General features: G+C 66.4%; 19 protein-coding genes. 4 read left to right on the forward strand and 15 right to left on the reverse strand.

What is annotated here, in order from left to right:
• Positions 1–129 precede the first annotated feature (129 nt).
• The 14 genes from EV666_RS07110 to EV666_RS07175 all read right to left on the reverse strand — a co-directional run bounded on the left by EV666_RS07110 (position 130) and on the right by EV666_RS07175 (position 17,081).
• On the reverse strand, positions 130–3,312 hold the full coding sequence (locus EV666_RS07110; RefSeq protein ID WP_132005200.1) for an efflux RND transporter permease subunit: 3,183 nt from the start codon (positions 3,310–3,312) through the stop codon (positions 130–132).
• 7 nt (positions 3,313–3,319) lie between these two features.
• On the reverse strand, positions 3,320–4,597 hold the full coding sequence (locus EV666_RS07115) for an efflux RND transporter periplasmic adaptor subunit (RefSeq protein WP_132005203.1): 1,278 nt from the start codon (positions 4,595–4,597) through the stop codon (positions 3,320–3,322).
• Between the two features lie 130 nt (positions 4,598–4,727).
• A complete protein-coding gene (locus tag EV666_RS07120) occupies positions 4,728–5,060 on the reverse strand; it encodes a rhodanese-like domain-containing protein (protein WP_132005206.1) in 333 nt (110 codons plus the stop codon).
• A gap of 488 nt (positions 5,061–5,548) precedes the next feature.
• Complete coding sequence (lysM, locus tag EV666_RS07125; protein WP_132005209.1) at positions 5,549–6,007, reverse strand: peptidoglycan-binding protein LysM; 459 nt, start codon at positions 6,005–6,007, stop codon at positions 5,549–5,551.
• Between the two features lie 369 nt (positions 6,008–6,376).
• A complete protein-coding gene (gene cysN / locus EV666_RS07130; protein WP_132005212.1) occupies positions 6,377–8,326 on the reverse strand; it encodes a sulfate adenylyltransferase subunit CysN in 1,950 nt (649 codons plus the stop codon).
• A complete protein-coding gene (cysD, locus tag EV666_RS07135; RefSeq protein WP_132005215.1) occupies positions 8,326–9,372 on the reverse strand; it encodes a sulfate adenylyltransferase subunit CysD in 1,047 nt (348 codons plus the stop codon). The genes cysN and cysD overlap by 1 nt, the downstream gene beginning before the upstream one ends.
• A 128-nt stretch (positions 9,373–9,500) precedes the next feature.
• Positions 9,501–10,022 (reverse strand): DUF934 domain-containing protein, encoded by a 522-nt coding sequence (locus tag EV666_RS07140; RefSeq protein ID WP_132005218.1) that lies wholly within the window; start codon positions 10,020–10,022, stop codon positions 9,501–9,503.
• Positions 10,019–10,807, reverse strand: a complete 789-nt coding sequence (locus tag EV666_RS07145) for a phosphoadenylyl-sulfate reductase (protein ID WP_132005221.1) — start codon at positions 10,805–10,807, stop codon at positions 10,019–10,021. The genes EV666_RS07140 and EV666_RS07145 overlap by 4 nt, the downstream gene beginning before the upstream one ends.
• The gene (locus EV666_RS07150; protein WP_132005224.1) at positions 10,791–12,452 is read right to left on the reverse strand and encodes a nitrite/sulfite reductase; all 1,662 of its coding nucleotides are present in this window, start codon (positions 12,450–12,452) and stop codon (positions 10,791–10,793) included. Before EV666_RS07150 ends, EV666_RS07145 begins: the two co-directional genes overlap by 17 nt.
• Before the next feature lie 160 nt (positions 12,453–12,612).
• Entirely contained in the window at positions 12,613–12,957 is a 345-nt protein-coding gene (locus tag EV666_RS07155) for a DUF2849 domain-containing protein (protein WP_132005227.1), read from the reverse strand.
• A 148-nt stretch (positions 12,958–13,105) separates the two neighbouring features.
• A complete protein-coding gene (locus EV666_RS07160) occupies positions 13,106–14,161 on the reverse strand; it encodes a sulfate/molybdate ABC transporter ATP-binding protein (RefSeq protein ID WP_165909910.1) in 1,056 nt (351 codons plus the stop codon).
• 49 nt (positions 14,162–14,210) lie between these two features.
• Complete coding sequence (cysW, locus tag EV666_RS07165) at positions 14,211–15,083, reverse strand: sulfate ABC transporter permease subunit CysW (RefSeq protein ID WP_132005233.1); 873 nt, start codon at positions 15,081–15,083, stop codon at positions 14,211–14,213.
• Positions 15,076–15,939, reverse strand: coding sequence for a sulfate ABC transporter permease subunit CysT (gene cysT / locus EV666_RS07170; RefSeq protein WP_132005236.1), 864 nt, complete (start codon positions 15,937–15,939; stop codon positions 15,076–15,078). The genes cysW and cysT overlap by 8 nt, the downstream gene beginning before the upstream one ends.
• A 5-nt stretch (positions 15,940–15,944) precedes the next feature.
• The gene (locus EV666_RS07175; protein ID WP_132005239.1) at positions 15,945–17,081 is read right to left on the reverse strand and encodes a sulfate ABC transporter substrate-binding protein; all 1,137 of its coding nucleotides are present in this window, start codon (positions 17,079–17,081) and stop codon (positions 15,945–15,947) included.
• Between the two features lie 257 nt (positions 17,082–17,338).
• On the opposite strand from EV666_RS07175, the gene EV666_RS07180 reads away from it, so the two are divergent.
• Both EV666_RS07180 and EV666_RS07185 read left to right on the forward strand, forming a co-directional pair.
• On the forward strand, positions 17,339–18,370 hold the full coding sequence (locus tag EV666_RS07180) for a cysteine synthase A (protein ID WP_132005242.1): 1,032 nt from the start codon (positions 17,339–17,341) through the stop codon (positions 18,368–18,370).
• A 435-nt stretch (positions 18,371–18,805) separates the two neighbouring features.
• Entirely contained in the window at positions 18,806–19,165 is a 360-nt protein-coding gene (locus tag EV666_RS07185; protein ID WP_132005245.1) for an ElaB/YgaM/YqjD family protein, read from the forward strand.
• Positions 19,166–19,381: 216 nt separating this feature from the next.
• Here the strand turns inward: EV666_RS07185 and EV666_RS07190 are convergent, their stop codons facing one another.
• Positions 19,382–20,179 (reverse strand): response regulator, encoded by a 798-nt coding sequence (locus EV666_RS07190; RefSeq protein WP_132005248.1) that lies wholly within the window; start codon positions 20,177–20,179, stop codon positions 19,382–19,384.
• A gap of 574 nt (positions 20,180–20,753) precedes the next feature.
• On the opposite strand from EV666_RS07190, the gene EV666_RS07195 reads away from it, so the two are divergent.
• Positions 20,754–20,987 carry a NepR family anti-sigma factor gene (locus EV666_RS07195; protein WP_132005252.1) on the forward strand — a complete coding sequence of 78 codons (234 nt, stop codon included), beginning with the start codon at positions 20,754–20,756 and terminating at the stop codon, positions 20,985–20,987.
• Positions 20,981–21,547 carry a sigma-70 family RNA polymerase sigma factor gene (locus EV666_RS07200; protein ID WP_132005255.1) on the forward strand — a complete coding sequence of 189 codons (567 nt, stop codon included), beginning with the start codon at positions 20,981–20,983 and terminating at the stop codon, positions 21,545–21,547. The genes EV666_RS07195 and EV666_RS07200 overlap by 7 nt, the downstream gene beginning before the upstream one ends.
• Positions 21,548–21,654 lie beyond the last annotated feature (107 nt).

Genomic DNA, 21,654 nt, shown 5'->3' on the forward strand with positions numbered 1-21,654 from the left:
GCGGCAATGCCCGCATTCCCCAACAGGCTATAATCATTCCAATTCGATACCGGGACCTGGACGGCGTCAAGACGAACGCCGCCGCTTTTAACAGGCGGCGGCGTGAAATTCATGGACAACGCAGGTGCTTCAGTGAACGGGCGGCGGCGCCGGCCGTCGCCTGAACAGCCCCGCCAGCCTGTCCGACAACTTACGGATCACCACGTAAAACACCGGCGTGAGGAAGAGGCCGAAGAAGGTGACGCCGATCATGCCGAAGAACACCGCCGTGCCGAGCGCCTGACGCATCTCCGCGCCAGGGCCACGCGCCACCACCAGCGGCGCCACGCCGAGGATGAAGGCGAAGGAGGTCATCAGGATCGGACGCAGGCGCAACCGCACGGCTTCAACCACGGCGTCGACGATGCCCTTGCCCTCATCCTCAAGTTGTCGCGCGAACTCCACGATCAGGATGGCGTTCTTGGCGGCAAGGCCAATGAGCACCACCAGACCGATCTGGGTCAGGATATTGTTGTCCATGCCGCGCAACACGACGCCAGTGAGCGCCGCCAGCACGGCCAGCGGCACGATCAGGATGATCGCCAGCGGCAACGACCAGCTTTCATACTGGGCGGCCAGCACCAGGAAGACGAACAGCACCGACAGGGCGAAGATGTAGACGGCCGTGTTGCCCGCCAGTTTTTCCTGGTAGGCCAGGTCCGTCCACTCATAACCCAGATCGGACGGCAGCGTCTGGGCCGCGACCTTTTCCATGGCGTTGAGGCCGACGCCCGAGGCAATGTTGGGCGGGGTTTCGCCCTGCACCGGGATTGACGTGTACATATTATAGCGCTGCACCAGGTCCGGGCCGGCGACATCGCGGATGCTCACCAGGGAGCCAAGCGGCACCTGGGCGCCGTCCGCCGTCCGCACGTTCAGGCGCAGGATGCGCTCGCGCTCGGCGCGGAAGCGCGCGTCAGCCTGGGCGCGCACCTGATACACGCGCTCGAAGGCATTGAAGTCGTTGACGTAGGCGCCGCCCAGATTCACCTGCAGGGTCGCGAACACGTTCGACAGCGGCACGTTGAGCATGCGCGCCCTGGCGCGGTCGATATCCAGATAGATCTGCGGCGTGTTGATGCCGAAGGTCGTGTAGACGCGCGCCAGGTCCGGGTTTTTGTTGGCCTCGGCGATCATGCCCCGCGTCGCCGCCAGCAGGGATTCCAGACCGGCGCCGGAGCGGTCCTGCACCATCATCTTGAAGCCGCCCGAAGTGCCGAGGCCGCGCACGGGCGGCGGCGGCACGGCGATCGTGAACGCCTCCTGGATGACGCCGAGCCGTTTGATGACCTCGCCGGCGATCTCGAAGTCCTTCATGCCAGGGCCGGTGCGTTCATCGAACGGTTTGAGCGGCGCGAACATGATGCCCTGGCTTGACGAGGGGGTGAACGTCGAACCGGAAATGCCAACGATGCCAATGGCGTCGGCGACGCCGGGCGTATCCTTGACGATTTCCGACGCCCGCCGCATCACCGCGTCGGTGCGGGTGAGCGAGGCGCCGTCCGGCAATTGCACGATGGCGATCAGATAACCCTGGTCCTGACGCGGGATGAAGCCGGTCGGCACCTTGTTGCCCAGATAGCCGGCGCCGAACAGCAGGCCGCAATAAACCACCAGCGCGCCGATCAGCGGGATCTTGTGGGCGACAATGCCGCGCACGGTGCGGGCGTAACCCGACGACGTGCTGTCGAACCCCCGGTTGAAGCCGTTGGCGAAACCGCGACCGACCCGGGCGAATATATTGCGCGGCGGCGCGTGGCCGGCTTCGTGCCCCTTCAGGAACAGCGCGCACAGGGCCGGCGAAAGCGTCAGCGAGTTGAAGGCGGAAATAATCGTCGCCACGGCGATGGTCAGGGCGAACTGCCGGTAGAACTGGCCGGTGATGCCGGAGATGAAGGCCGTCGGCACGAACACCGCCGACAGCACGAGGGCGATGGCGATCAGCGCGCCGCCGACCTCGTCCATGGTGCGGTGCGCCGCCTCGCTGGGCGAATAGCCGTCGGCGATGTTGCGCTCCACGTTCTCCACCACGACGATGGCGTCGTCGACGACGATGCCGATGGCGAGGACCAGGCCAAACAGCGTCAGATTGTTGAGCGAGAAGCCGAATGCGGCCATCGCCGCGAACGTGCCGATCAGCGAGACGGGAATGGCGATGACCGGAATGAGCGCCGTGCGCCAGGATTGCAGGAACACCAGCACGACGATGACGACCAGGATGATCGCCTCGAACAGGGTCTTGTAAACCTCATGCACCGATTCAGAGATGAAGATCGTCGGGTTGTAGGCGATGCGATAATCGAGGCCGACGGGGAAGGATTTCTTCAGCTCCTCCATCTTGGCCTGCACGGCGGCGGAGGCCTGAAGCGCATTGGTGCCAGGGCGCTGATAGACGCCAATGCCAATGGCCGGCTTGCCGTTCAGGTAGGAGTTGCTGGTGTAGTCGCGACCCGCAAGCTCAATGCGCGACACATCCTTCAGGAACACCAGGCGTCCGCCGGCGCCTGACTTGATGATGATGTTCTCGAACTGCCTGACGTCCTGGAAGCGGCCCTGGGCCTGCACCGTCAGCTGGAACGCCGAGCCCTCCGGCACTGGCGGGCCGCCAAGGGCGCCGCCGGCGATCTGCACATTCTGCTCCTGCAAGGCGGACACCACGTCCGTGGTGGTGAGGCCATAGAACGTGAGCCGGTCAGGATTCAGCCAGACGCGCAGCGAATACTCACGTACGCCGAACAGCGTGATGTCGCCGACGCCCTCGAGGCGCAGCAGCTGGTCGCGGACCCGGATCAGCGAATAGTTGGAGATGTACAGATCGTCGAAGCTGGCGTCCGGCGAGAACATGTGCACGACCATCATCAGGTCGGGCGAACTCTTGCGGGTGGTGACGCCGAGGTTGCGCACCTCCACCGGCAGGCGCGGCAACGCCACGGCGACGCGGTTCTGCACCAGCACGTTGGCGGTGTCGAGGTCAGTGCCGAGCTTGAAGGTGATCGTCAGCTGCATCGAGCCATCGCTCGACGAGTTCGAGGTCATGTACAGCATGTCCTCGACGCCGTTGATCTCCTGCTCGATCGGCGTGGCCACGGTCGCCGCCACCGTCTGGGCGTTGGCGCCCGGGTAGGACGCGCGCACCACGATGGTTGGCGGCGCGATCTCCGGGTACTGCGCCACGGGCAGCGCCAGATAGGAAATGTAGCCGACCAGGACCACGACGATCGACAGCACCGAGGCGAAGATGGGTCTGTCAACGAAGAAGTGAGCGAACTTCATGATCAGATCACTTCTTCTCGGGCGTCTTGTTGTCGGGCGCCTTGTTCGCAGGCGCCCCGGCGTCAGGCGCCTTGCCTGCTCCCGGGGCTTTCGGGCCGGATTTCGCCGCATCCGGCGCCGGCGCGGCGCTGGCGGAGCCGGGACCGGCTGCCTTTGGCGGCAACTCCACCACCTTCGCGGCCAGTTTCAGGCCCGGCCGCACGCGGATCATGCCATTGATGACAATGAGTTCGTCGCCTTTCAGGCCTGAGCGGATCAGCCGGTAACCGTCGATGTGCGGGCCAGGCCGGACGACCTGGGCGCGGGCGACGCCGCCCTCGTCCACCACCCAGACGAAGCGGCGGTTCTGATCGGTCATGACGGCGACGTCGGGAATCAGGACGCCCTTGTAGGAGGGCGAGGCGGGTATGCGGATCCGCCCGAACATGCCGGCCTTCAGGAGGCCGCCCGGGTTGGGCAGCACGGCGCGGGCGCGCAGGGTGCCGGTGCCTGGATCAAGCCTGTTGCTCAGGAAGTCGAGCTTGCCACGCAGCGACGGCTCCTCCTCATCGGACAGCGCAACCATAACGTCCGTGCCCGGTTTCTCACCGCCCGGCTGCAACAGGCGCGTATAGGCGAGCAGCGAACGCTCATCGATATCGAAGTAGAAATAAATCGGGTCGACCGAGACGATGTTGGTCAGCAAGGTGGTGTTGGCGACGACAAGGTTGCCCTCGGTCAACTCCCTGCGGCCGATGCGGCCGCTGATCGGCGCGCGGATCTCGGTGAAGCTGAGGTTGAGACGCGCCGCCTCCAGATTGGCCTCGGCGCCCGCCACATCGGCCTGGGCCACCTGCGCCGTCTGACGGCGGGTCTCCAGCACCTGTTCGGAGATATTGCCCGATTTGCTGAGGCTGCGGGCGCGATCCAGGTCGCCAACGGCGAAATCCACGCGGGCCTTCGCCGATTTGACGGCCGCCAGCGCCTGGTCCACCGCCGCCTGGTATGGCCGGCGGTCAATAACGAACAGCAGATCGCCCTGCTTGACCATGCCGCCTTCGCGGAAGAGGACCGATTCCAGCACGCCGGAGACGCGGGCGCGCACCTCGACCGCCTCCACCGCCTCAAACCGGCCGGTGAAATCATCGTGCTCGACCACTGGCCGCACCACGGGATGCGCGGCCGTGACCTGGGGCGGGGGGGGCGCGGCCGCCTTGCCGCCGGAATTGTCGCCACATCCCGCCAGGGCGAACGCGGCGCCGAACACGGTCAGAAGGCTGAGAAGCGGGAGACGCTTGCTGTTCATGATAAGATGACCGGAATAATGCAGGAGGCGGCGCGGCGGGATCCGACCTGCCAGACCAGCGCCCCGCCCTGTTTTCTCTGGTTTGGCTGACGCGCAGCGACTGGCCCGGCGGCGTGGCCGCCAGCAGCGGTCAGTCCTGCGCGACGGGTTCGCCGGCCCCGACCCAGTCGAGGATGCCGCCCGCATAATGTTCGCGCCACGGCAGGCCGGCGGCGGCGGCGTGCGCGATCGCCGTTTGCGAGCGCTTGCCGGAACGGCAGGAGAACACCAGCCGCCTGCCCTGCGGATCCGGCAGATCATCAGCCACGAATGTGGACAGCGGGAACAGCACCGCGCCGGGAATATGCCCCGCTTCGAATTCATCCGGCTCGCGCACGTCAACCAGCAGAATGCTGCCATCGGCCAGGCCGCGCTTGACGGTCTCGCGATCGAGATGAACGACTTCAGGCGTAGTCGCCGACATGACTGAACTCCCCTGCCGCGCACGACGCGGCGCATCTGGAAAAGCGAAACCCGGCCCGACGGCCTGTCGAGGGTCCGCTGTATTTTTATGGGCCAACGCGCGGGGGCGACAAATGCGGGCAGTATTTCACGCCAGACAAACGTGCATTGCCCCCTGCGTCAGGCAAGGGGCAACTTTGCTATGAGCGGGGGCGACGCTCAAGCACGAAAACCACGCATTCCACGAAACTGGAGTATGCAGCCCATGCGTCAGGCGCAGGCGCCGCCGATGGCGACGCCCCTGAATGATGGTTGTTTTTGAGGCCGCGGCGGGCCGCCGCGACGCCGTTTCATCGTCCGCGCAGCAGACGCCGGCGGGGGTGCTCTGGCGACCGGACGCCATGCCCACCGGGAACAGGACCCCGCAGACGGCTGGCGATCAATTGATGCGGGCCGCCATATGCTGGTCCTGAAAGCCGGGCGGGGGGAGCCCAGTCCGGCCAGCGCCAATCAGGACAGCGGCGGAATGCGCAGCACCCAGCCAGGCTGGATAAGGTCAGGGTTCTTCACGGGCGGCGTATTGGCCTTGACGATCTCCGGGTATTTGTCGCCGTGGCCCTTGCCGTAGAACTGCTCGGCGATTTTCCAGAGGGTGTCGCCCTTCTGAACCGTGTAGGTCTGGGAATCGGCGGAAGGCGCCGCCACCGTCAGCTTGTTGTCGACCGAGGCCACGCCCTGGCTGTTGCCGACCGTCAGCACGATTTTTTCCGCGGCTTCGGTGGTGGGGGCGCTGCCGGTGACCGTCACCTTGTCGCCGTCGACAGCAAATTCGACGCCGTCAGCGCTGAGGCCGGCGTCCGTCACGTGTTTCCTGAGCACCTCGGGCGTCAACCCGCCTTCAGCGGCCTGGGCCTCGCCCGAACCGAAGATCTTCGCGCCGGCTTCCTTGATAAAGCTGAACAAACCCATCTGGTGCTCCTGTCGCTGGGATCACGTCATCAGTCAGACGAAACGGCGCCTGCCTCGCGAAACGCGTCGACGCGGCGCGGCTCGCCGCCCGGTGGCTTCGCCAGGCAGCGGGTTCGCCCTGCTTAGTTGAAAACAATAATGCCCATGGAGCAAGCGGCTCACGCGCACATTCCGGCGAGCAAAAGCTGAAGGGCGCGGCGCCGGATTCGGGCTTGATCTTCAGGTCCGGGCATTTGCCCGGCGAACATCACATCCACCGGGCCAGATATGCTTTGGACCGTTGGCCTGGCCCGCGCAAATGCAAAAGGCGCCCCCGGGGGGCGCCTTCGGGTTTTTCACGGGCCAGCCTGGCCCACGCGCTGGCGAGCCTCACAGGGCGGCGGAATCTTCCGAGGTCTGGCCGTCGCCGGCGATGCGCGGCTCGATGGCCGCCAGCACCAGGTCGGCCAGGCGTTCCGCGCCGCCATCGCCCGGGCGCAGGGTGATTTCGGCGGCGAGCGGCGCCTCATAATCCTGGCCGATGCCGGTGAAGTCCGAGATGCCGCCGGCCTTGGCCCGGGCATACAGCCCCTTGGGGTCGCGTTCAGCGCAAATATCCACCGGCGTATCAACGAACACTTCCACGAAAGCGTCATCGCCAACGGCCTCGCGCAGCCGGTCGCGGTCGGCGCGGAACGGCGAGACAAAGGCGCACAGCACCACCAGGCCCGCCTCCATCATCAGCCGCGCCACCTCCCCGGCCCGGCGGATATTCTCGGCGCGGCTGGCCGCGTCGAAGCCGAGGTCGGAATTGAGGCCAATGCGCAGGCTGTCGCCGTCGAGCAGCATGGTGTGGCGCCCAGCCGCGACCAGGCGGCGCTCGACCAGATTGGCGATGGTCGATTTGCCGGAGCCCGGCAGGCCCGTGAACCACACCACCAGCGGCCGCTGGTTCTTCTGGGCCGAGCGCACGGCGCGGTCCACGTCGAAGCCATGCAGATGGACGTTGGGACCGCCCAGCGGCTCGGTGACCATGCCGGCGGCGACCGTGCCGTTGGTGAAGCGATCGATGAGAATGAAGGCGCCGGTCACGCGGTTCTCCGCGTAAGGATCGATGGCGACCTGGGCCGACGTCTGCACTTCCACCAGTCCGATGCCGTTCAGCGGCAGGGCGTCGGCGGCGCCGTCCTCATAACGGTCGACATCGAGGGCGCTGGCGAGGCGGGTGACGGTGGCCGGCACGGTGCGGGCGCCGGTTTTCAGCAGGAAGCTGCGGCCTGGCTTCAGCGCGTCCCCGGCCATCCACACCAGGCGGGCCATGAAGCGGGTGGACAGCGCCGGCCGCGCCTTCGGCGGCGCCAGCATCTCGCCGCGCGGCGCGTCGATCTCGTCGGCCAGCACGATGGTCACCGCATCGCCGGCGGCGGCCTCTGGCAGGTCGCCGTCAAAGGTGACGATGCGGGCCACCCGGCTGCCATGGCCGGACGAGGCGACGACAACCTCATCGCCAACGCCAATGCGGCCGCTGGCGATCGTGCCGGAAAACCCGCGAAAATCCAGATTGGGCCGGTTGACCCACTGCACCGGCATGCGGAACGGCGCGTCGCTGCGATCGGCGTCGACCTCGACGGTTTCCAGATGCTCCACCAGGGTCGGGCCGTCATACCAGGGCATGACCGGGCTCGGCGCGGCGACATTGTCGCCGAAGCGGGCGGAAAGCGGAATCGCCGTGACGTCAACGAAGCCGAGCGGCGCGGCGAAGGCCTGGAAGTCGGCGACAATGCGGTCAAAAACGCCCTGGTCGAAGCCGACGAGGTCGATCTTGTTCACCGCCAGCACCACGTGGCGGATGCCGAGCAGCGAGGCGATCACCGCATGGCGGCGGGTCTGGGTCAGCAGACCCTTGCGGGCGTCCACCAGCAGGATGGCCAGGTCCGAATTGGAGGCGCCGGTGGCCATGTTGCGGGTATATTGCTCGTGGCCAGGGGTATCGGCGACGATGAACGAGCGGCGCGGCGTGGCGAAGAAACGGTAGGCCACGTCGATGGTGATGCCCTGCTCGCGCTCGGCCTCAAGGCCATCGACCAGCAGCGCCAGATCAAGGTCCTCGCCGGTGGTGCCGTGGCGGCGCGAATCTTTCTGCAGCGCCGAAAGCTGATCCTCCAGGATCGATTTTGTCTCGTGCAGCAGGCGGCCGATCAGCGTGGACTTGCCGTCGTCGACGGAGCCGCAGGTGAGAAAGCGCAGCAGGCCGCGATCGGCCGGACGGTTCTGGGAAAACGGCGCGAGGCTGGCCAGATTTTCGCTCACGTTCACGGCGGCGTTGTGGGGGGCGCTCATCAGAAATAGCCCTCGCGCTTCTTGCGCTCCATGGAGGCCTGGTCGTCCTGGTCGATAACGCGGCCCTGGCGTTCGGAGGCGCGCGAGGCCATCAGTTCGGCGATGATGTCCTGCAGCGAGGCGGCGGAGGATTCCACCGCGCCGGTGAGCGGATAGCAGCCGAGGGTGCGGAAGCGGACCAGCCGCATCCGCGGCGTCTCGCCCGGCAGCAGCGGCATGCGTTCGTCGTCCACCATGATGAGGGCGCCGTCGCGCTCCACCACCGGCCGCTCTTTCGCGAAATACAGCGGCACCACCGGAATGTCCTCGGCGAGGATGTATTGCCAGACGTCCAGCTCGGTCCAGTTGGAGAGTGGAAACACGCGCATGGATTCGCCTTTGGCGATGCGGGTGTTGAACAGGCTCCACAACTCGGGGCGCTGGTTGCGCGGCTCCCAGGCGTGGGCGCTGGTGCGGTGGGAGAAGATCCGCTCCTTGGCCCGGCTCTTTTCCTCATCGCGGCGGGCGCCGCCGAAGGCCGCGTCGAACTTCCATTTCTCCAGCGCCTGCTTCAGCCCCTCGGTCTTCATCACCTGGGTGTGCAGGGCCGAGCCGGAGGTGAACGGGTCGATGCCGCGCGCCGCCCCTTCCGGGTTGACGTGGGTGAGCAGCTCCAGGCCATAGCGGGCGGCGATGGCGTCGCGGAAGGCGATCATTTCGCGGAACTTCCAGCGCGTATCCACGTGCAGCAGCGGAAACGGCAGCGGCCCGGGAAAGAACGCCTTGCGCGCCAGATGCAGCATCACCGCCGAATCCTTGCCGATGGAATACAGCATCACCGGATTGGCGAATTCGGCCGCGACCTCACGGATGATATGGATCGATTCCGCTTCCAGACGGGCCAGATGCGGCGACAGGGCCAGACGTGGAGCACCGGAGGGCGCGATGCCCTGGGATGCGATGCCTTGGGACGCGATGTCTTGGGATGCGATGTCTTGGGATGCGATGTCTTGGCGCGCGGCGGCTTGCGCGATCCCGGGTGACACAGCTTGCAACTGAGCGGACATGAGCGAATTCCCGCGGCGCCTGACAGCAGGCCGCCGCCCTTTTCCAACATGCGACGCCACGACGGGCGGCGTCCTCGATCTTCAGGCGCGGCAAGGCCGCGCGCGCCGTTTTCTGGCGGCGGCCTTCGTTACGCGCCGGGCTCCAGCCGCAGCCACGGGCGGGCGCCTGGCGGCTGGATTTCAACGTCCTCGCGGCCCGCCGGCTGGTAGTGCACCGGCACGTCCTGGATGCGGCCCTCAATCAGGGCGTTCAGCACCCGGTCGTCGCGAATGGCGAATTCATCGAAGCCACAGCGCTTCATCAGCGGAATCTGGTCCCACAGCACGTCGCCCTCGGCGCGCAGATCACCGGTGTAACCGTGACGCTCACGCAGCAGCCGGGCCAGCGAATAGGCGCGGCCGTCGGTATAAGCGGGGAAATCGAGGGCGATGAGCGCGAAGCGGTTCAGGTCGCCTTCCAGCCCATCGAGGGTGTCGCCGGCGCGCAGGCTGAGGCCGAGCGGCGCATTGCGGCCGCGCAGGTCGCCGGCTTCAGACAGGAAGCGGGCCTTCGACACCACAACCGGCGCATCGGTCGGCAGCGCCGCGTCATCAGCCGGACGGCTCCAGACGTCGGCGATCACCGCGCCATTCTTCACGAGACCGCTCATGCCTTGTTCCTTGTTATTGTTCCCGCCGGGCTCACGTGAATGCCGCACTCGGTCTTGTCCTGGCCGCGCCAGCGGCCGGCGCGGGGATCCTCCCCTTCCGCCACCGGCGAGGTGCAGGGCGCGCAGCCAATGGAGGGGTAGCCCTGGGCGACCAGCGGGTGAGCCGGCAGCGCGTGGGCGCGCATGTAATGGGCGATGTCGGCCATCGACCACGACGCCAGCGGATTGACCTTGATGTGGGTGGCCGTGGCCTCGAAGGCCGGAATGTCGTGGCGACTGCTGGCCTGGTAGCGCTTGCGCCCGCTGATCCAGGCGCGGAACGGCTTCAGCGCGGCGTCCAGCGGCTCCACCTTGCGGAACCCGCAGCAGGCGTCCGTGTCGCGGGCGAACAGGGCGCCGATCGGATCAAGCCGCTGCTCGGTCGCATCGTCGGGGCCGACGCTGCGCACGTCAGTGAGGCCGAGCATGGCGACGAGGCGGTCGCGATAGGCCAGCGTCTCGGGAAACAGCCGGCCGGTGTCGACGAAAACCACCGGAACCGCCGGGTCGATCTGCGCCGCCAGATGCAGCAGCGCCGCCGATTCAGCGCCGAAGCTGGACACCAGCGCCACATCGCCGGCGACGCGCTCGCGCAGGGCAAGGCGCAGCAGCTCCTCCGCCGTCGCGCCGGCGTGGCGGGCGTCGAGCGCCGCCGCCTCGCGCACTAGGTCTTCAGCCCGCGAAGCCGCGTCAACGGGCGTGGCGGCGATGGCCGCCGCCGCGGCGGGATCAGGCAGCCTCGGCATAGAGCGCCTCACGGAATGGGGCGTCGCCGACCCGCCGGAACGCCTCGAGGAAGCTTTCGGACGGGCTGGCGCGCAAGGCGATATAGGTGTCGACGATCTTCTCGACGGCGTCGACGATCTCATCGGACGAGAAGCCCTTGCCGACGATGCCGCCGATGGAGCAGTTCTCGTCGCCGGAGCCGCCAAGGGTGATCTGGTAGAATTCCTCGCCCTTGCGATCGACGCCCAGAATGCCGATGTGGCCGACGTGGTGGTGGCCGCAGGCATTGATGCAGCCGGAAATCTTCAGCTTGAGATCGCCAATGTCGCGCTGGCGCTTCAGGTCAGCGAAACGCTCGGTGATGCGCTGGGCCACCGGGATCGAACGGGCGTTGGCCAGCGAGCAATAGTCGAGGCCCGGGCAGGAGATGATGTCGGTGATCAGGCCGGCGTGCGGCGAAGCCAGCTCCGCCTGCTGCAGGATGGCGAACACCTGCGGCAGGTCATCCTTGCGCAGGTGCGGCAGCACCAGGTTCTGCTCGTGGCTGACGCGCACCTCATCGTGGCCATAACGCTCGGCAATATCGGCGACCACGCGCATCTGGTCGGCGGAAATGTCGCCGGGCACCTCGCCCACCGCCTTCAGGGCGATGGTGGCGATGGCGTAGCCGGGCTGGCGATGCGGCGAGACGTTGCGCTCCACCCAGTCGGCGTAGGCGCGATCGCCGGCCAGGGCCTGCTCATGCGCCTGTGAACGCTCAGGCAGGGCGGCGAATTCCGGCGCGGCGAAATAGGCGGCGATGCGGTCAAGCTCAGCCTTCGGCAGGGTCAGGCGGCTGTCGCGGATTTGCGCGTACTCCTCCTCCACCTGACGGCGGATCTCGTCGACGCCGGCCTCGTGGATCAGGATCTTGATGCGCGCCTTGTACTTGTTATCGCGGCGCCCAAACATGTTGTAGACGCGCAGGATCGCCTCGCAATAGCTCAGCAGCTCCGCCTCGGGCAGGAAGTCGCGCACCTTCTTGCCGATGAACGGGCTGCGGCCGAGGCCGCCGCCGACATAGACGGTGAAGCCGGTCTCGCCGGCGTCGTTGCGGACGATCTGCAGGCCGATGTCGTGCACCTGGATGGCGGCGCGGTCATGGGCCGAGCCGCTCACCGCCAGCTTGAACTTGCGCGGCAAATAGGTGAACTCGGGGTGGAGCGAGGACCACTGGCGCAGGATTTCGGCATAGGGGCGCGGATCGGCGATCTCATCGACGGCGGCGCCGGCGAAATGATCGGCCGAGACGTTGCGAATGCAGTTGCCAGACGTCTGGATGGCGTGCATCTCGACCTCGGCGAGGTCGGCGAGGATCTGCGGCACGTCCTTCAGTTCGATCCAGTGGAATTGCAGGTTCTGGCGCGTGGTGAAGTGCCCGAAGCCGCGATCGTATTTCATGGCGATGTCGGCCAGCTTGCGCAGGCGCGCGGCGTTGAGCCCGCCATAGGGAATGGCGATGCGCAGCATGTAGGCGTGCAGCTGGAGGTAGACGCCGTTCATCAGCCGCAGCGGCTTGAACTGGTCCTCGGTCAGTTCGCCGGAGAGCCGGCGCAGCACCTGGTCGCGGAACTGCTCGACGCGGCCCGTCACGAAGCGGCGGTCGAATTCGTCATAACGGTACATGGCTCGTGTCCTGAATGACCGGCGCCGCTTCGGCCTCGATGCGGGCTACGGAAGCGCTTCCAGTCGCAAAATTCCGGGTTCTGGCGCCTGCCTCACAGGCGGCGCGGGCCGCCCCAGGCAAGACGCTTCGACGGGCAACCCCGCCAGCGGGCAAGACGCCTCAACAGGCCGCCGCCAGCAGGCCGGTCGCCGCCGGCGCCAGCGTCCGGTTCTCCGTGATCGTGGGGCCGCGCAAGGCGCGGATGCGCTCGCGCAGCAGCAGCGGGCGCGGCCCGTTTTCCTGACGCTCCACGTCCACCAGATAGGCCTCGACAACCACATCGGCCGCCACGTCCCGCATGGCGGCGGCGAGCAGGGCCTCACCGGCTTCGGAAGTTTCGGCGACGACAGCGTCGGCGATATCCAGGGACCAGTCGTCCCCGGCCGTGCGGAACACCACCGAGCCGCTCCTGAGCGCATTGGCGGTGACCACCTGCAACGCGTGCCCCTTGGCCGCCCTCTTCATATCTTCAATCCCCTGGCGCTCCGGCGCCTGTCTACACTGGACAGGTTTCAATCTGGACCTGCCAATACCCCATGACAAGGGGGATAGCAAAATATTTTACGCTGAATGATGTAACAATGAGTTATTTAACAAAATTAAAATGTAATATTTAGCTGTTTTCCGGAAAAACCCGCCCGCCAAGAACGGCCAGCGTCACCTGTCCGCCTTCACCGCAGGACAGGCCGGCGGGGGCGTCGGCCTCGACGATCACGTCCAGACCATGCAGCCGGACTTCGACGCGGCGGCCGTTGGCGGTGCGGCGCACGCCGACAATGACCCCGCCGAGCTGGCCAGCCGGGCCGCCAGCGGCGTCCGCATCGCCCTCCCCGGCCAGGCGCAGGTCATAGGGCCGCAGCCAGAGCCAGCCGTCGCCATCGGCCATCGCGGCGCCAGGCGCCTCCAGCACCTCCTCGCCGAAAACGACCTTGCCGCCGCGCACCCGCACCGGCACGCGCGCCGCGTCGCCGACAAAGGACGCCACGAAGGCCGAGGCGGGTTGGGCGTGGATTTCATCTGGCGCGCCCACCTGCTCGATGCGGCCATGATTGAGAATGGCGACGCGGTCGGCCAGCTCCAGCGCCTCATCCTGGTCGTGGGTGACGAACACCGTGGTGTGACCGGTCTGGGCGTGAATTTGCCGTAGCCAGGCGCGCAGATCCTTGCGCACCTTGGCGTCCAGCGCGCCGAACGGTTCATCCAGCAGCAGCACGCGGGGATCGACCGCGAGCGCCCTGGCGAGGGCGACGCGCTGCTTCTGGCCGCCGGAAAGCTGGGCCGGGTGGCGGCCGCCATAGCCCTCGAGCTGCATCAGGGCGAGCAGTTCCTCAACCCGGGCGCTGATAGCGGCGCGCGACGGCCGTTCAGAACGGCGACGCACCCGCAGGCCATAGGCGATGTTATCCGCCACCGTCATGTGCCGGAACAGGGCGTAATGCTGGAAGACGAAGCCGACGTGGCGTTGCTGCACCGACAGGCGGGTTGCGTCGGTTTCGCCAAAGAAGACGCTGCCGCGCTCCGCCCTTTCGAGGCCGGCGATGATCCGCAACAGGGTGGTCTTGCCCGAGCCGGAAGGGCCGAGCAGCGCCATCAGTTCGCCCGAGCGGATGTGCAGGCTGACGCCGCGCAAGGCGCGCGCGCCGCCGAACTCCTTGGCGAGGTCGGTCACGCGGATATCCACTGGCCTGCTCCGTTCGTGGCCGCCCGCCGGCCCGTTGTCAGTGACGCCCGGAGATGGCCTCGCCGTAGCGCCACTCAAGGATGGTCTTTCCAATGAGGGTGACGAGGGCAAGGATCGCAAGAAGCGAGGCGACAGCGAAGGCTGCGACAAAATTGTACTCATTGTAAAGAATCTCGACGTGCAGGGGCATGGTGTTGGTGAGGCCGCGGATATGGCCGGAAACCACCGACACGGCGCCGAATTCGCCCATGGCGCGCGCGTTGCAGAGCAGCACGCCGTAAAGCAGCGCCCAGCGGATGTTGGGCAGCGTGACAGTGAGGAAGGCGCGCAGGCCGCTGGCGCCAAGGGTCAGCGCCGCCTCCTCATCGGCGGTTCCCTGCTCCTGCATCAGCGGGATCAGTTCGCGCGCCACGAACGGAAAGGTGACGAACACCGTCGCCAGCACAATGCCGGGCAGAGCGAAGACAATCTGGATATTGTGCTCCTGGAGCCAGGGACCGAGCAGGCCCTGGGCGCCGAACAGCAGCACATAAACCAGGCCCGCCACCACCGGCGACACCGAGAACGGCAGATCAACCAAAGTGATGAGAAAGCTCTTGCCCGGAAAATCGAACTTGGCGATGGCCCAGGACGCGGCGACGCCGAACACCAGGTTGAGCGGCACCGCGATGGCCGCCACCAGCAGGGTGAGGCGGATGGCGGACACGGCGTCCGGGTCGGTGAGCGCCTGCCAATAGGCGTCAAAACCCTTTGACAGCGCCTCGTGAAAGATCAGCCCGAGCGGCAGCAGCAGGAACAGGGCGAGGAACGCCGCGGCGAAGGCGATGATGGCGGCCCGCGCCCAAGGCGCCTCCGTCACCACGCTGTCAGGCGTGTAAACCCGCTGCCGTTGCGGTTCCAGATCAGACATTGCCCATCCTCCGCCGACTCCAGGCCTGAATGAGATTGATGACAAGCAACATCAGGAAAGCCATGGCCAGCATGATGACGGCGATGACCGTGGCGCCGGTGTAGTCGAACTCCGACAGCTTGATGACGATCAGCAGCGGCGCGATCTCCGAGACGCCCGGCAGGTTGCCGGCGATGAAAATGACCGAACCATATTCGCCAAGCCCCCTGGCGAAGGCCAGGGCAAGGCCGGTGAGCGCCGCGGGCGCCAGCGGCGGGACAAGAACCTGGAAAACTGTCTGCCAGCGGGCGGCGCCCAGCGTCGCCGCCGCCTCCTCCAGCTCGCGGTCAATCTCGGCGATCAGCGGCTGCACCGTGCGCACCGCATAGGGCAGACCGATAAACACCAGGGCAATGAAGATGCCAATGGGATTGTAGACCACCTGCCAGCCGAGCCTGGCCAGCGGCGCGCCCAGCAGCCCGTCCGGCGCATACAGAGCCGCCAGGGCGATGCCGGCCACGGCCGTCGGCAGCGCGAACGGCAGATCGACCATGGCGTCGACCAGCCGCCGCCCCGGAAAATCATAGCGGGTGAGCGCCCAGGCGATGATCACGCCGGCCAGTGTGGCGAAAAGCGCGGCGATCGCCGACACGCCAAAGCTGAGCAGCAGGGCGTGCTGGACGCGCGGATCGGACAGGGTGACGGCGAACCCCTCCACGCCGGCGCTGGAGGCGCGCAGGAACAGGGCCGCCAGCGGCAGCAGAACGATGAAGCCGAGCCAGCTCAGCGCATAGCCAAGGGCAAGGCCAAACCCCGGCAACGCGCCTGTTATGCGGATGAAAGGGCGGCGGCGCGGCGCCGCAACTGCAACGCTCATGGCGCTTATTTCCGCGCCGTCAGCTGGTCGAACACCCCGCCATTGTCAAAATAGGTCTTCTGGATCACGTCCCAGCCGCCCAGCAGATCCTCGATGCGGAACAGCTTGATGTCAGCCGGGCGCTCCTCCGGCTTCAGGGCCGAAACATCGGACGGGCGGTAATGGTGCTTCGCGATGATGCGCTGGGCTTCGGGCGTGTAGAGGAATTTGAGGAACGCCTCGGCCTCCTTGCGCGTGCCCTTGCGATCCACATTGCCGGCGACAAGCGCCACCGGCGGCTCGGCGAGGATTGAGGTCTTCGGGGTGACAATGTCGAACCTGTCCTTGCCGAACTCCCCGGTGATGAGGTGCGCCTCATTCTCCCAGGCCGGCAAGACGGCGCCAAAGTTGCGCTGGGCGAAGGTGATGGTGGAGCCGCGCGCGCCGGTGTCCAGGGATTTGACGTTCCTGTACAGGGCGCCGACGAACTCGCGGATCTTCGCGTCGTCCTTGCCAAATTTCTCAGCGGCATAGCCCCAGGCGCCGAGGAAGTTCCAGCGACCGCCGGCAGAGGTTTTGGGGTTGGGCGTGATGACGCCCACGTCCTCGCGCACCAGGTCGCTCCAGTCGTGGATGTTCTTCGGGTTGCCCTTGCGGACGACGAAGACCACCGTGGAGGTGTAGGGCAGCGCGTTGTTGGGCAGCTTCGTGCGCCAGTCGGCCGGAATCTTGCCGGTGAGTCTGGCGATGGCGTCGATATCGGAGGGGATGCCGAGGGTGACGACGTCCGCCGGGGCGCCATCGATCACCGTGCGGGCCTGGGCGCCGGAGCCGCCGTGCGAGGTGCGCACCTGCAGCGCGCCGCCGCCCTTCTTCTCCCAGTCCGCCGTGAAGGCTGCGCTCAGGTCGCGGTAAAGCTCGCGGGTGGGATCGTAAGACACGTTGAGAAGCGCCTGGGCGGCGTGCGCCGGGCGCGGAAAGCTGCCGACGAGGCTCGCGGCCGCAGAAAGGCCCAGCACCGTCACGCCGGCGACAGCGGCGAGACTCAGCCCCGCGCGACGCCGCCCCGACGCCTTGTGACGCGCCGGCGCTTTTCCGGCGCGGACTGGCGCAGGCGTCTCCCCGCCCTGTGGACCCACAAAATCACTGTCCCGACCGGCCATGTCAGCCTCCTGAAATTTTCACGTATAATCGCGAACCTTTTCAGAATTGCAACACAGAATATGTGAATTTATGTATTTTACATATAATTCTCGTTTAAATATCCAATCCCCACGCCGTCCGGCAGTTCGCCGTTGAACCGGGCGAGCGCGGCGCCTAAAGTCGCCAGCATCAGCATCGGAAATCCTCTCCGTCCGGGCCGGCACGCAAAAAACAGGCAAATCACGGGCCAGGCGGCGTCAACTTCAGGAAACGCGTTATGAAGCGCTTTGACAGCGTGCTGGACGCCATCGGCGATACGCCTCTCATCCGGCTGCGTCGCGCATCGGAGCTCACGGGCTGCGATATCTATGGCAAGGCAGAGTTCATGAATCCGGGGCAGTCCGTCAAGGACCGGGCGGCGCTTTATATCGTGCGTGACGCCGAGGCCAGGGGCCTGCTGAAGCCGGGCGGCGTCATTGTCGAAGGTACGGCGGGCAACACCGGCATCGGCCTCGCCATGGTCGGCAATGCCCTTGGATACCGCAGCGTCATCGTGATTCCGGAAACCCAGGCGCAGGAAAAGAAAGACGCCCTCACCCTGCTTGGCGCCGAGCTGGTGCAGGTGCCCGCGGTTCCTTATTCAAATCCTGACAATTACGTGAAACTGTCCGGCCGCCTGGCGGAGCAGCTGGCCGCCAGCGAGCCCAACGGCGCCATCTGGGCCAACCAGTTCGACAATGTCGCCAACCGCGTCGCCCATATTGAAGGCACCGGGCCTGAAATCTGGGAGCAGACCGGCGGCAAAATCGACGGCTTCACCTGCGCCGTCGGCAGCGGCGGCACGCTGGCGGGCATCGCCATCGCCCTGAAGGAGCGCAACCCCAACGTGCGCATCGCCCTGGCCGACCCCATGGGCGCGGCGCTGTATGAATATTACGTCCACGGCGAACTGAAGGCCTCCGGCTCCTCCATTACCGAGGGCATCGGCCAGGGCCGCATCACCGCCAATCTGGAAGGCGCGCCGATCGACACCGCCTACCAGATCCCGGACGAAGAGGCGCTGCCGATCATCTTCGACCTGCTGGAGCATGAGGGCCTGTGCCTTGGCGGCTCGTCGGGAATCAATATCGCCGGCGCCATCCGCCTGGCGAAGGAGCTTGGCCCGGGGCACACCATCGTGACCATCCTCGCCGACTACGGCACGCGCTACCAGTCCAAGCTGTTCAATCCGGCTTTCCTGCGCGAAAAAGGTCTGCCGACGCCGCCGTGGCTGGAGCGCCCGGCCGGGGCGACAGCGCCCCTGGCCTGACCCGCCTCCACCGTTCACCGCGCCGGGCGCGCCAGGGCAGCTGGCATTGCCCAAACCTGTCCTGGCATGCCTTTCTGGCATATCTTTCCTGGCGCGCCTGTCCGCATGGCTGGCCTGGCATGGCCGTCCTGGCACAGTCTGCCGCGCCGTGGTTGAGGCGGTTCCGTCGCGTTTACGCCCTGGCGCCACGGGCGCTCAACCGCCGCCTGGAGCGCGGCGCGGCGCTGGAGCAATTATCGATCAATGTGGATCGATAATTGCTCCAGCTTTCTTTGTTTTGAGCGAATTCTGACCGACCGGCCGATCCCCGCTGACCGGAAAACGCTGTAAAAACCGGAACATTCACGCCAAGCGAACGTTTTTTCCTGAAGCCGTCCGATCGCGGCTGGCGCCGCGCCCCAGTCAGGGCGCGGCGAACCGACAGAGGAGAACGTCATGAGTTCCTGGCTGGGAAGCAGCAAGAAAAAAGACGTGGCTGACGAACTGGAGGCCATCCGCGGCGAGATCGCCTCCATCGCTCACCGGGTTTCCGGCATCGCCGGCCTGACGGGCGACAGGCTGCGCAGCAACGTCGCCCAGTTGCGCGCCAGCCTGCCGGATGGTGATTCGGTTGCCAGGGCGACGGACACGGCGATGGATCAGGGACGTTACTGGCTTGACCAGGCCAGCGGCGGCGTACGGGAAGCCCGCGCGGTGGTGCAGCAAAACCCCACGACATCCATCGCCATCGCGGCGGGCATCGGCTTTCTCGTCGGCCTGATGGTCGGCGCCAGCCGGGGCGAAGAAGAGGGCTAATGCGTTCGCCGGCGACGCGCATCTGACGCCAGCAGCGCGCGCCGGCCCGTCAGGCGATGGGGGGCGCATCACAGGGTTTTGGCGCGTTTTGTCTGGCGCATTTTTCCTGGGGCAGCCGCGGCGGCGGGTAGCTGGCGCAAGACTGGGAACGGCGAAACGGAAAACCCGGGGTTTCCCCCGGGTCGCGCAGATCAGGTAGAAGTGGGCGCGGGCCCCTCAGGCGGCGGGTCGCTGCCCGGCGCGCCGGTCGAAGAACAGCGCCTGCGAAATCGCCGCCCTCACCGTGTCGATATGGAACGGCTTGGTGATCAGGAAGGCGGGCTCGGGGCGTTCGCCGGTCAGCAGCCGCTCGGGATAAGCGGTGATGAACACCACCGGCACCGCCATGCTGGCGATCATCTCATTGACCGCGTCGAGCCCGGAGCTGCCGTCGGCCAGCTGGATATCCGCCAGCACCAGGCCGGGACGGCGCCTGAGCGCCTGCTCCACCGCCTCCTTGTGGGTGCGCGCCACGCCGACAACCCGATGGCCCATGTCCTCGACCAGACCTTCCAGGTCCATGGCGATGATCGGCTCGTCCTCGATCACCAGGACATCCGTGGCGACCTGCGCCGCGATCTCCCGGCCCGCATCGGCCACCAGTTCCGCCGCCTCGTCGACCGTCACGTCCAGAATGTCGGCGACGTCCTCAAGGGCGAAGCCCTCCACGGTGCGCAGCAGGAACGCCTGGCGCGGGCGCGGCGTCAGCGCCGTCACCCGCTGCTCGGCCACGGAGGCTTCGGCAAGTTCCCCGCCCGTCTCAAGACCGGGGCCGATCGACGACCAGATTTTGAGAAACACGTGATACAGCGCCGGACGAAGCCGGGACCCGGCCGGCAGCACGGACGGGTCCGCGACAATCGCTTCAAGAGCGGCCACGACGTAAGCGTCCCCCGCCGTCTGGGATCCGGTCAGGGCGCGCGCAAATCGTCTGAGGTATGGAAGGTGGGGCGCAATCTCTTGCGAAAGTGACATGGAGGGCTCCACGGAGTGGGGGGGCCGCCGGCCAGCGCTATAACGGTCAACGACGATGTTTGATAAAACGGTAACCACCAGGGCGGACAATAGTTCCACATTTTTTGCGGAACCAGAACATCTTCCACGCGTTCAGAATCTGACTGCTCCCGATTTGCATGGAACCCGACGGCAAATCCAACCAGCGGAGGGGAATATCGCCATGGACCCGCAAGGGGTTAAGACATCGCAGGGGTCGACGCCGACTGGCGCGGTCTGGGCGCGACGGCCTGGCTTTCCCTCATGGAAAAGCTGAATCCGTGGGACCAGCAGCAACGCCCGCGCGGCGAACGCCACCCCGGGCGCAAGCGGCGCCTCAAGCATTGGACCTGTACATATTTATTTTTCACCTCAGGAAATTGGCCGTTTGGCGGTATTGTCGGCGCCAGGGACCGGGGAGAACATCACCATGTTCATTATCCCGTTCCGGATATTGATAATCTGAAGGCTGTCATCAATCATCACCCCCGCGTCCCCGCCCGTGATCTCGCCCCAATTCCCCGACGTTACGTTTCGTTTGAAGAAAGCCGCCAATATGGACCGACACAAGCCAGCGACTGTCGTAGACGCGCGCCAGGAAGCCAGGCAAACCGACGGCGCCCAGTCGCCGGCGGGCGACGACGTGGTGCAACAGGCCATCGGATCGCAATTGCGGGCCGTCTATGACGAAGTGGTGCGCCTGCCCGTGCCTGACCGGTTTCTTTCCCTGCTCTCAAGCCTCGATGGCCGCCCGACCCTCCCGGCTTCCGGCAAGGAACAGGAATCGTGACAGACCCGGATCGATTCAAGGATGCGCTGCTGGCCGAGCTGCAGAGCCTGCGCGCGTTCGCCATCTCCATCACCGGCAATGTGGAGCGCGCCGACGATCTGGTTCAGGACACCGTGGTCAAGGCATGGACCAACATGAACGGCTATACGGAAGGCACCAACATCCGGGCCTGGCTGTTCACCATTTTGCGCAACACCTTCTATTCCGATTTCCGCAAGCGCTCGCGCGAGGTGGAGGATGACGGCGCCCACGCCAGCCGGCTCGCCGTTCATGCGCCGCAGCACGGCCACATGGATCTGGAGGACTTCCGCCGCGCCCTCGCCCAGTTGCCCGATGACCAGCGCGAGGCGCTGATTCTGGTGGGCGCCTCCGGGTTTTCCTATGAGGAAGCTGCGGAAATCTGCGGCTGCGCCCTCGGAACCATCAAGAGCCGGATCAATCGCGCGCGGGCGCGCCTTGGCGAGATGCTCTCGGTGACGTCCGGCGCGGATTTCGGGCCGGACGCGGACTCATACGCCGCACTGGCTGGAGCGGACGGGGGCGGCGCAAAAACCGACTGACCGGCCCCGCGCCTCACCGCCAGGGCGACGGCGGCACGCATTGGGGACGGCGCGCGTTTCAGGACGGGGAGCCGAAGCTGCCCCGCCTGTTCCGGGCTGACGTCTTT

The sequence above is a fragment of the Camelimonas lactis genome, from assembly GCF_004342915.1.
GTDB lineage: Bacteria > Pseudomonadota > Alphaproteobacteria > Rhizobiales > Beijerinckiaceae > Camelimonas > Camelimonas lactis.

What these genes read in the sequence shown, in the direction of transcription:
- EV666_RS07180 (WP_132005242.1), top strand. Translation starts at nt 17,339, where the DNA reads ATGAAGCGCTTTGACAGCGTGCTGGACGCCATCGGCGATACGCCTCTC.
- EV666_RS07120 (WP_132005206.1), bottom strand. Translation starts at nt 5,060, where the DNA reads ATGTCGGCGACTACGCCTGAAGTCGTTCATCTCGATCGCGAGACCGTC.
- EV666_RS07150 (WP_132005224.1), bottom strand. Translation starts at nt 12,452, where the DNA reads ATGTACCGTTATGACGAATTCGACCGCCGCTTCGTGACGGGCCGCGTC.
- cysN (WP_132005212.1), bottom strand. Translation starts at nt 8,326, where the DNA reads ATGAGCGCCCCCCACAACGCCGCCGTGAACGTGAGCGAAAATCTGGCC.
- EV666_RS07140 (WP_132005218.1), bottom strand. Translation starts at nt 10,022, where the DNA reads ATGAGCGGTCTCGTGAAGAATGGCGCGGTGATCGCCGACGTCTGGAGC.
- EV666_RS07115 (WP_132005203.1), bottom strand. Translation starts at nt 4,597, where the DNA reads ATGAACAGCAAGCGTCTCCCGCTTCTCAGCCTTCTGACCGTGTTCGGC.
- EV666_RS07190 (WP_132005248.1), bottom strand. Translation starts at nt 20,179, where the DNA reads ATGTCACTTTCGCAAGAGATTGCGCCCCACCTTCCATACCTCAGACGA.
- EV666_RS07175 (WP_132005239.1), bottom strand. Translation starts at nt 17,081, where the DNA reads ATGGCCGGTCGGGACAGTGATTTTGTGGGTCCACAGGGCGGGGAGACG.
- cysW (WP_132005233.1), bottom strand. Translation starts at nt 15,083, where the DNA reads ATGTCTGATCTGGAACCGCAACGGCAGCGGGTTTACACGCCTGACAGC.
- EV666_RS07185 (WP_132005245.1), top strand. Translation starts at nt 18,806, where the DNA reads ATGAGTTCCTGGCTGGGAAGCAGCAAGAAAAAAGACGTGGCTGACGAA.
- EV666_RS07155 (WP_132005227.1), bottom strand. Translation starts at nt 12,957, where the DNA reads ATGAAGAGGGCGGCCAAGGGGCACGCGTTGCAGGTGGTCACCGCCAAT.
- EV666_RS07145 (WP_132005221.1), bottom strand. Translation starts at nt 10,807, where the DNA reads ATGCCGAGGCTGCCTGATCCCGCCGCGGCGGCGGCCATCGCCGCCACG.
- lysM (WP_132005209.1), bottom strand. Translation starts at nt 6,007, where the DNA reads ATGGGTTTGTTCAGCTTTATCAAGGAAGCCGGCGCGAAGATCTTCGGT.
- cysD (WP_132005215.1), bottom strand. Translation starts at nt 9,372, where the DNA reads ATGTCCGCTCAGTTGCAAGCTGTGTCACCCGGGATCGCGCAAGCCGCC.
- EV666_RS07195 (WP_132005252.1), top strand. Translation starts at nt 20,754, where the DNA reads ATGGACCGACACAAGCCAGCGACTGTCGTAGACGCGCGCCAGGAAGCC.
- cysT (WP_132005236.1), bottom strand. Translation starts at nt 15,939, where the DNA reads ATGAGCGTTGCAGTTGCGGCGCCGCGCCGCCGCCCTTTCATCCGCATA.
- EV666_RS07110 (WP_132005200.1), bottom strand. Translation starts at nt 3,312, where the DNA reads ATGAAGTTCGCTCACTTCTTCGTTGACAGACCCATCTTCGCCTCGGTG.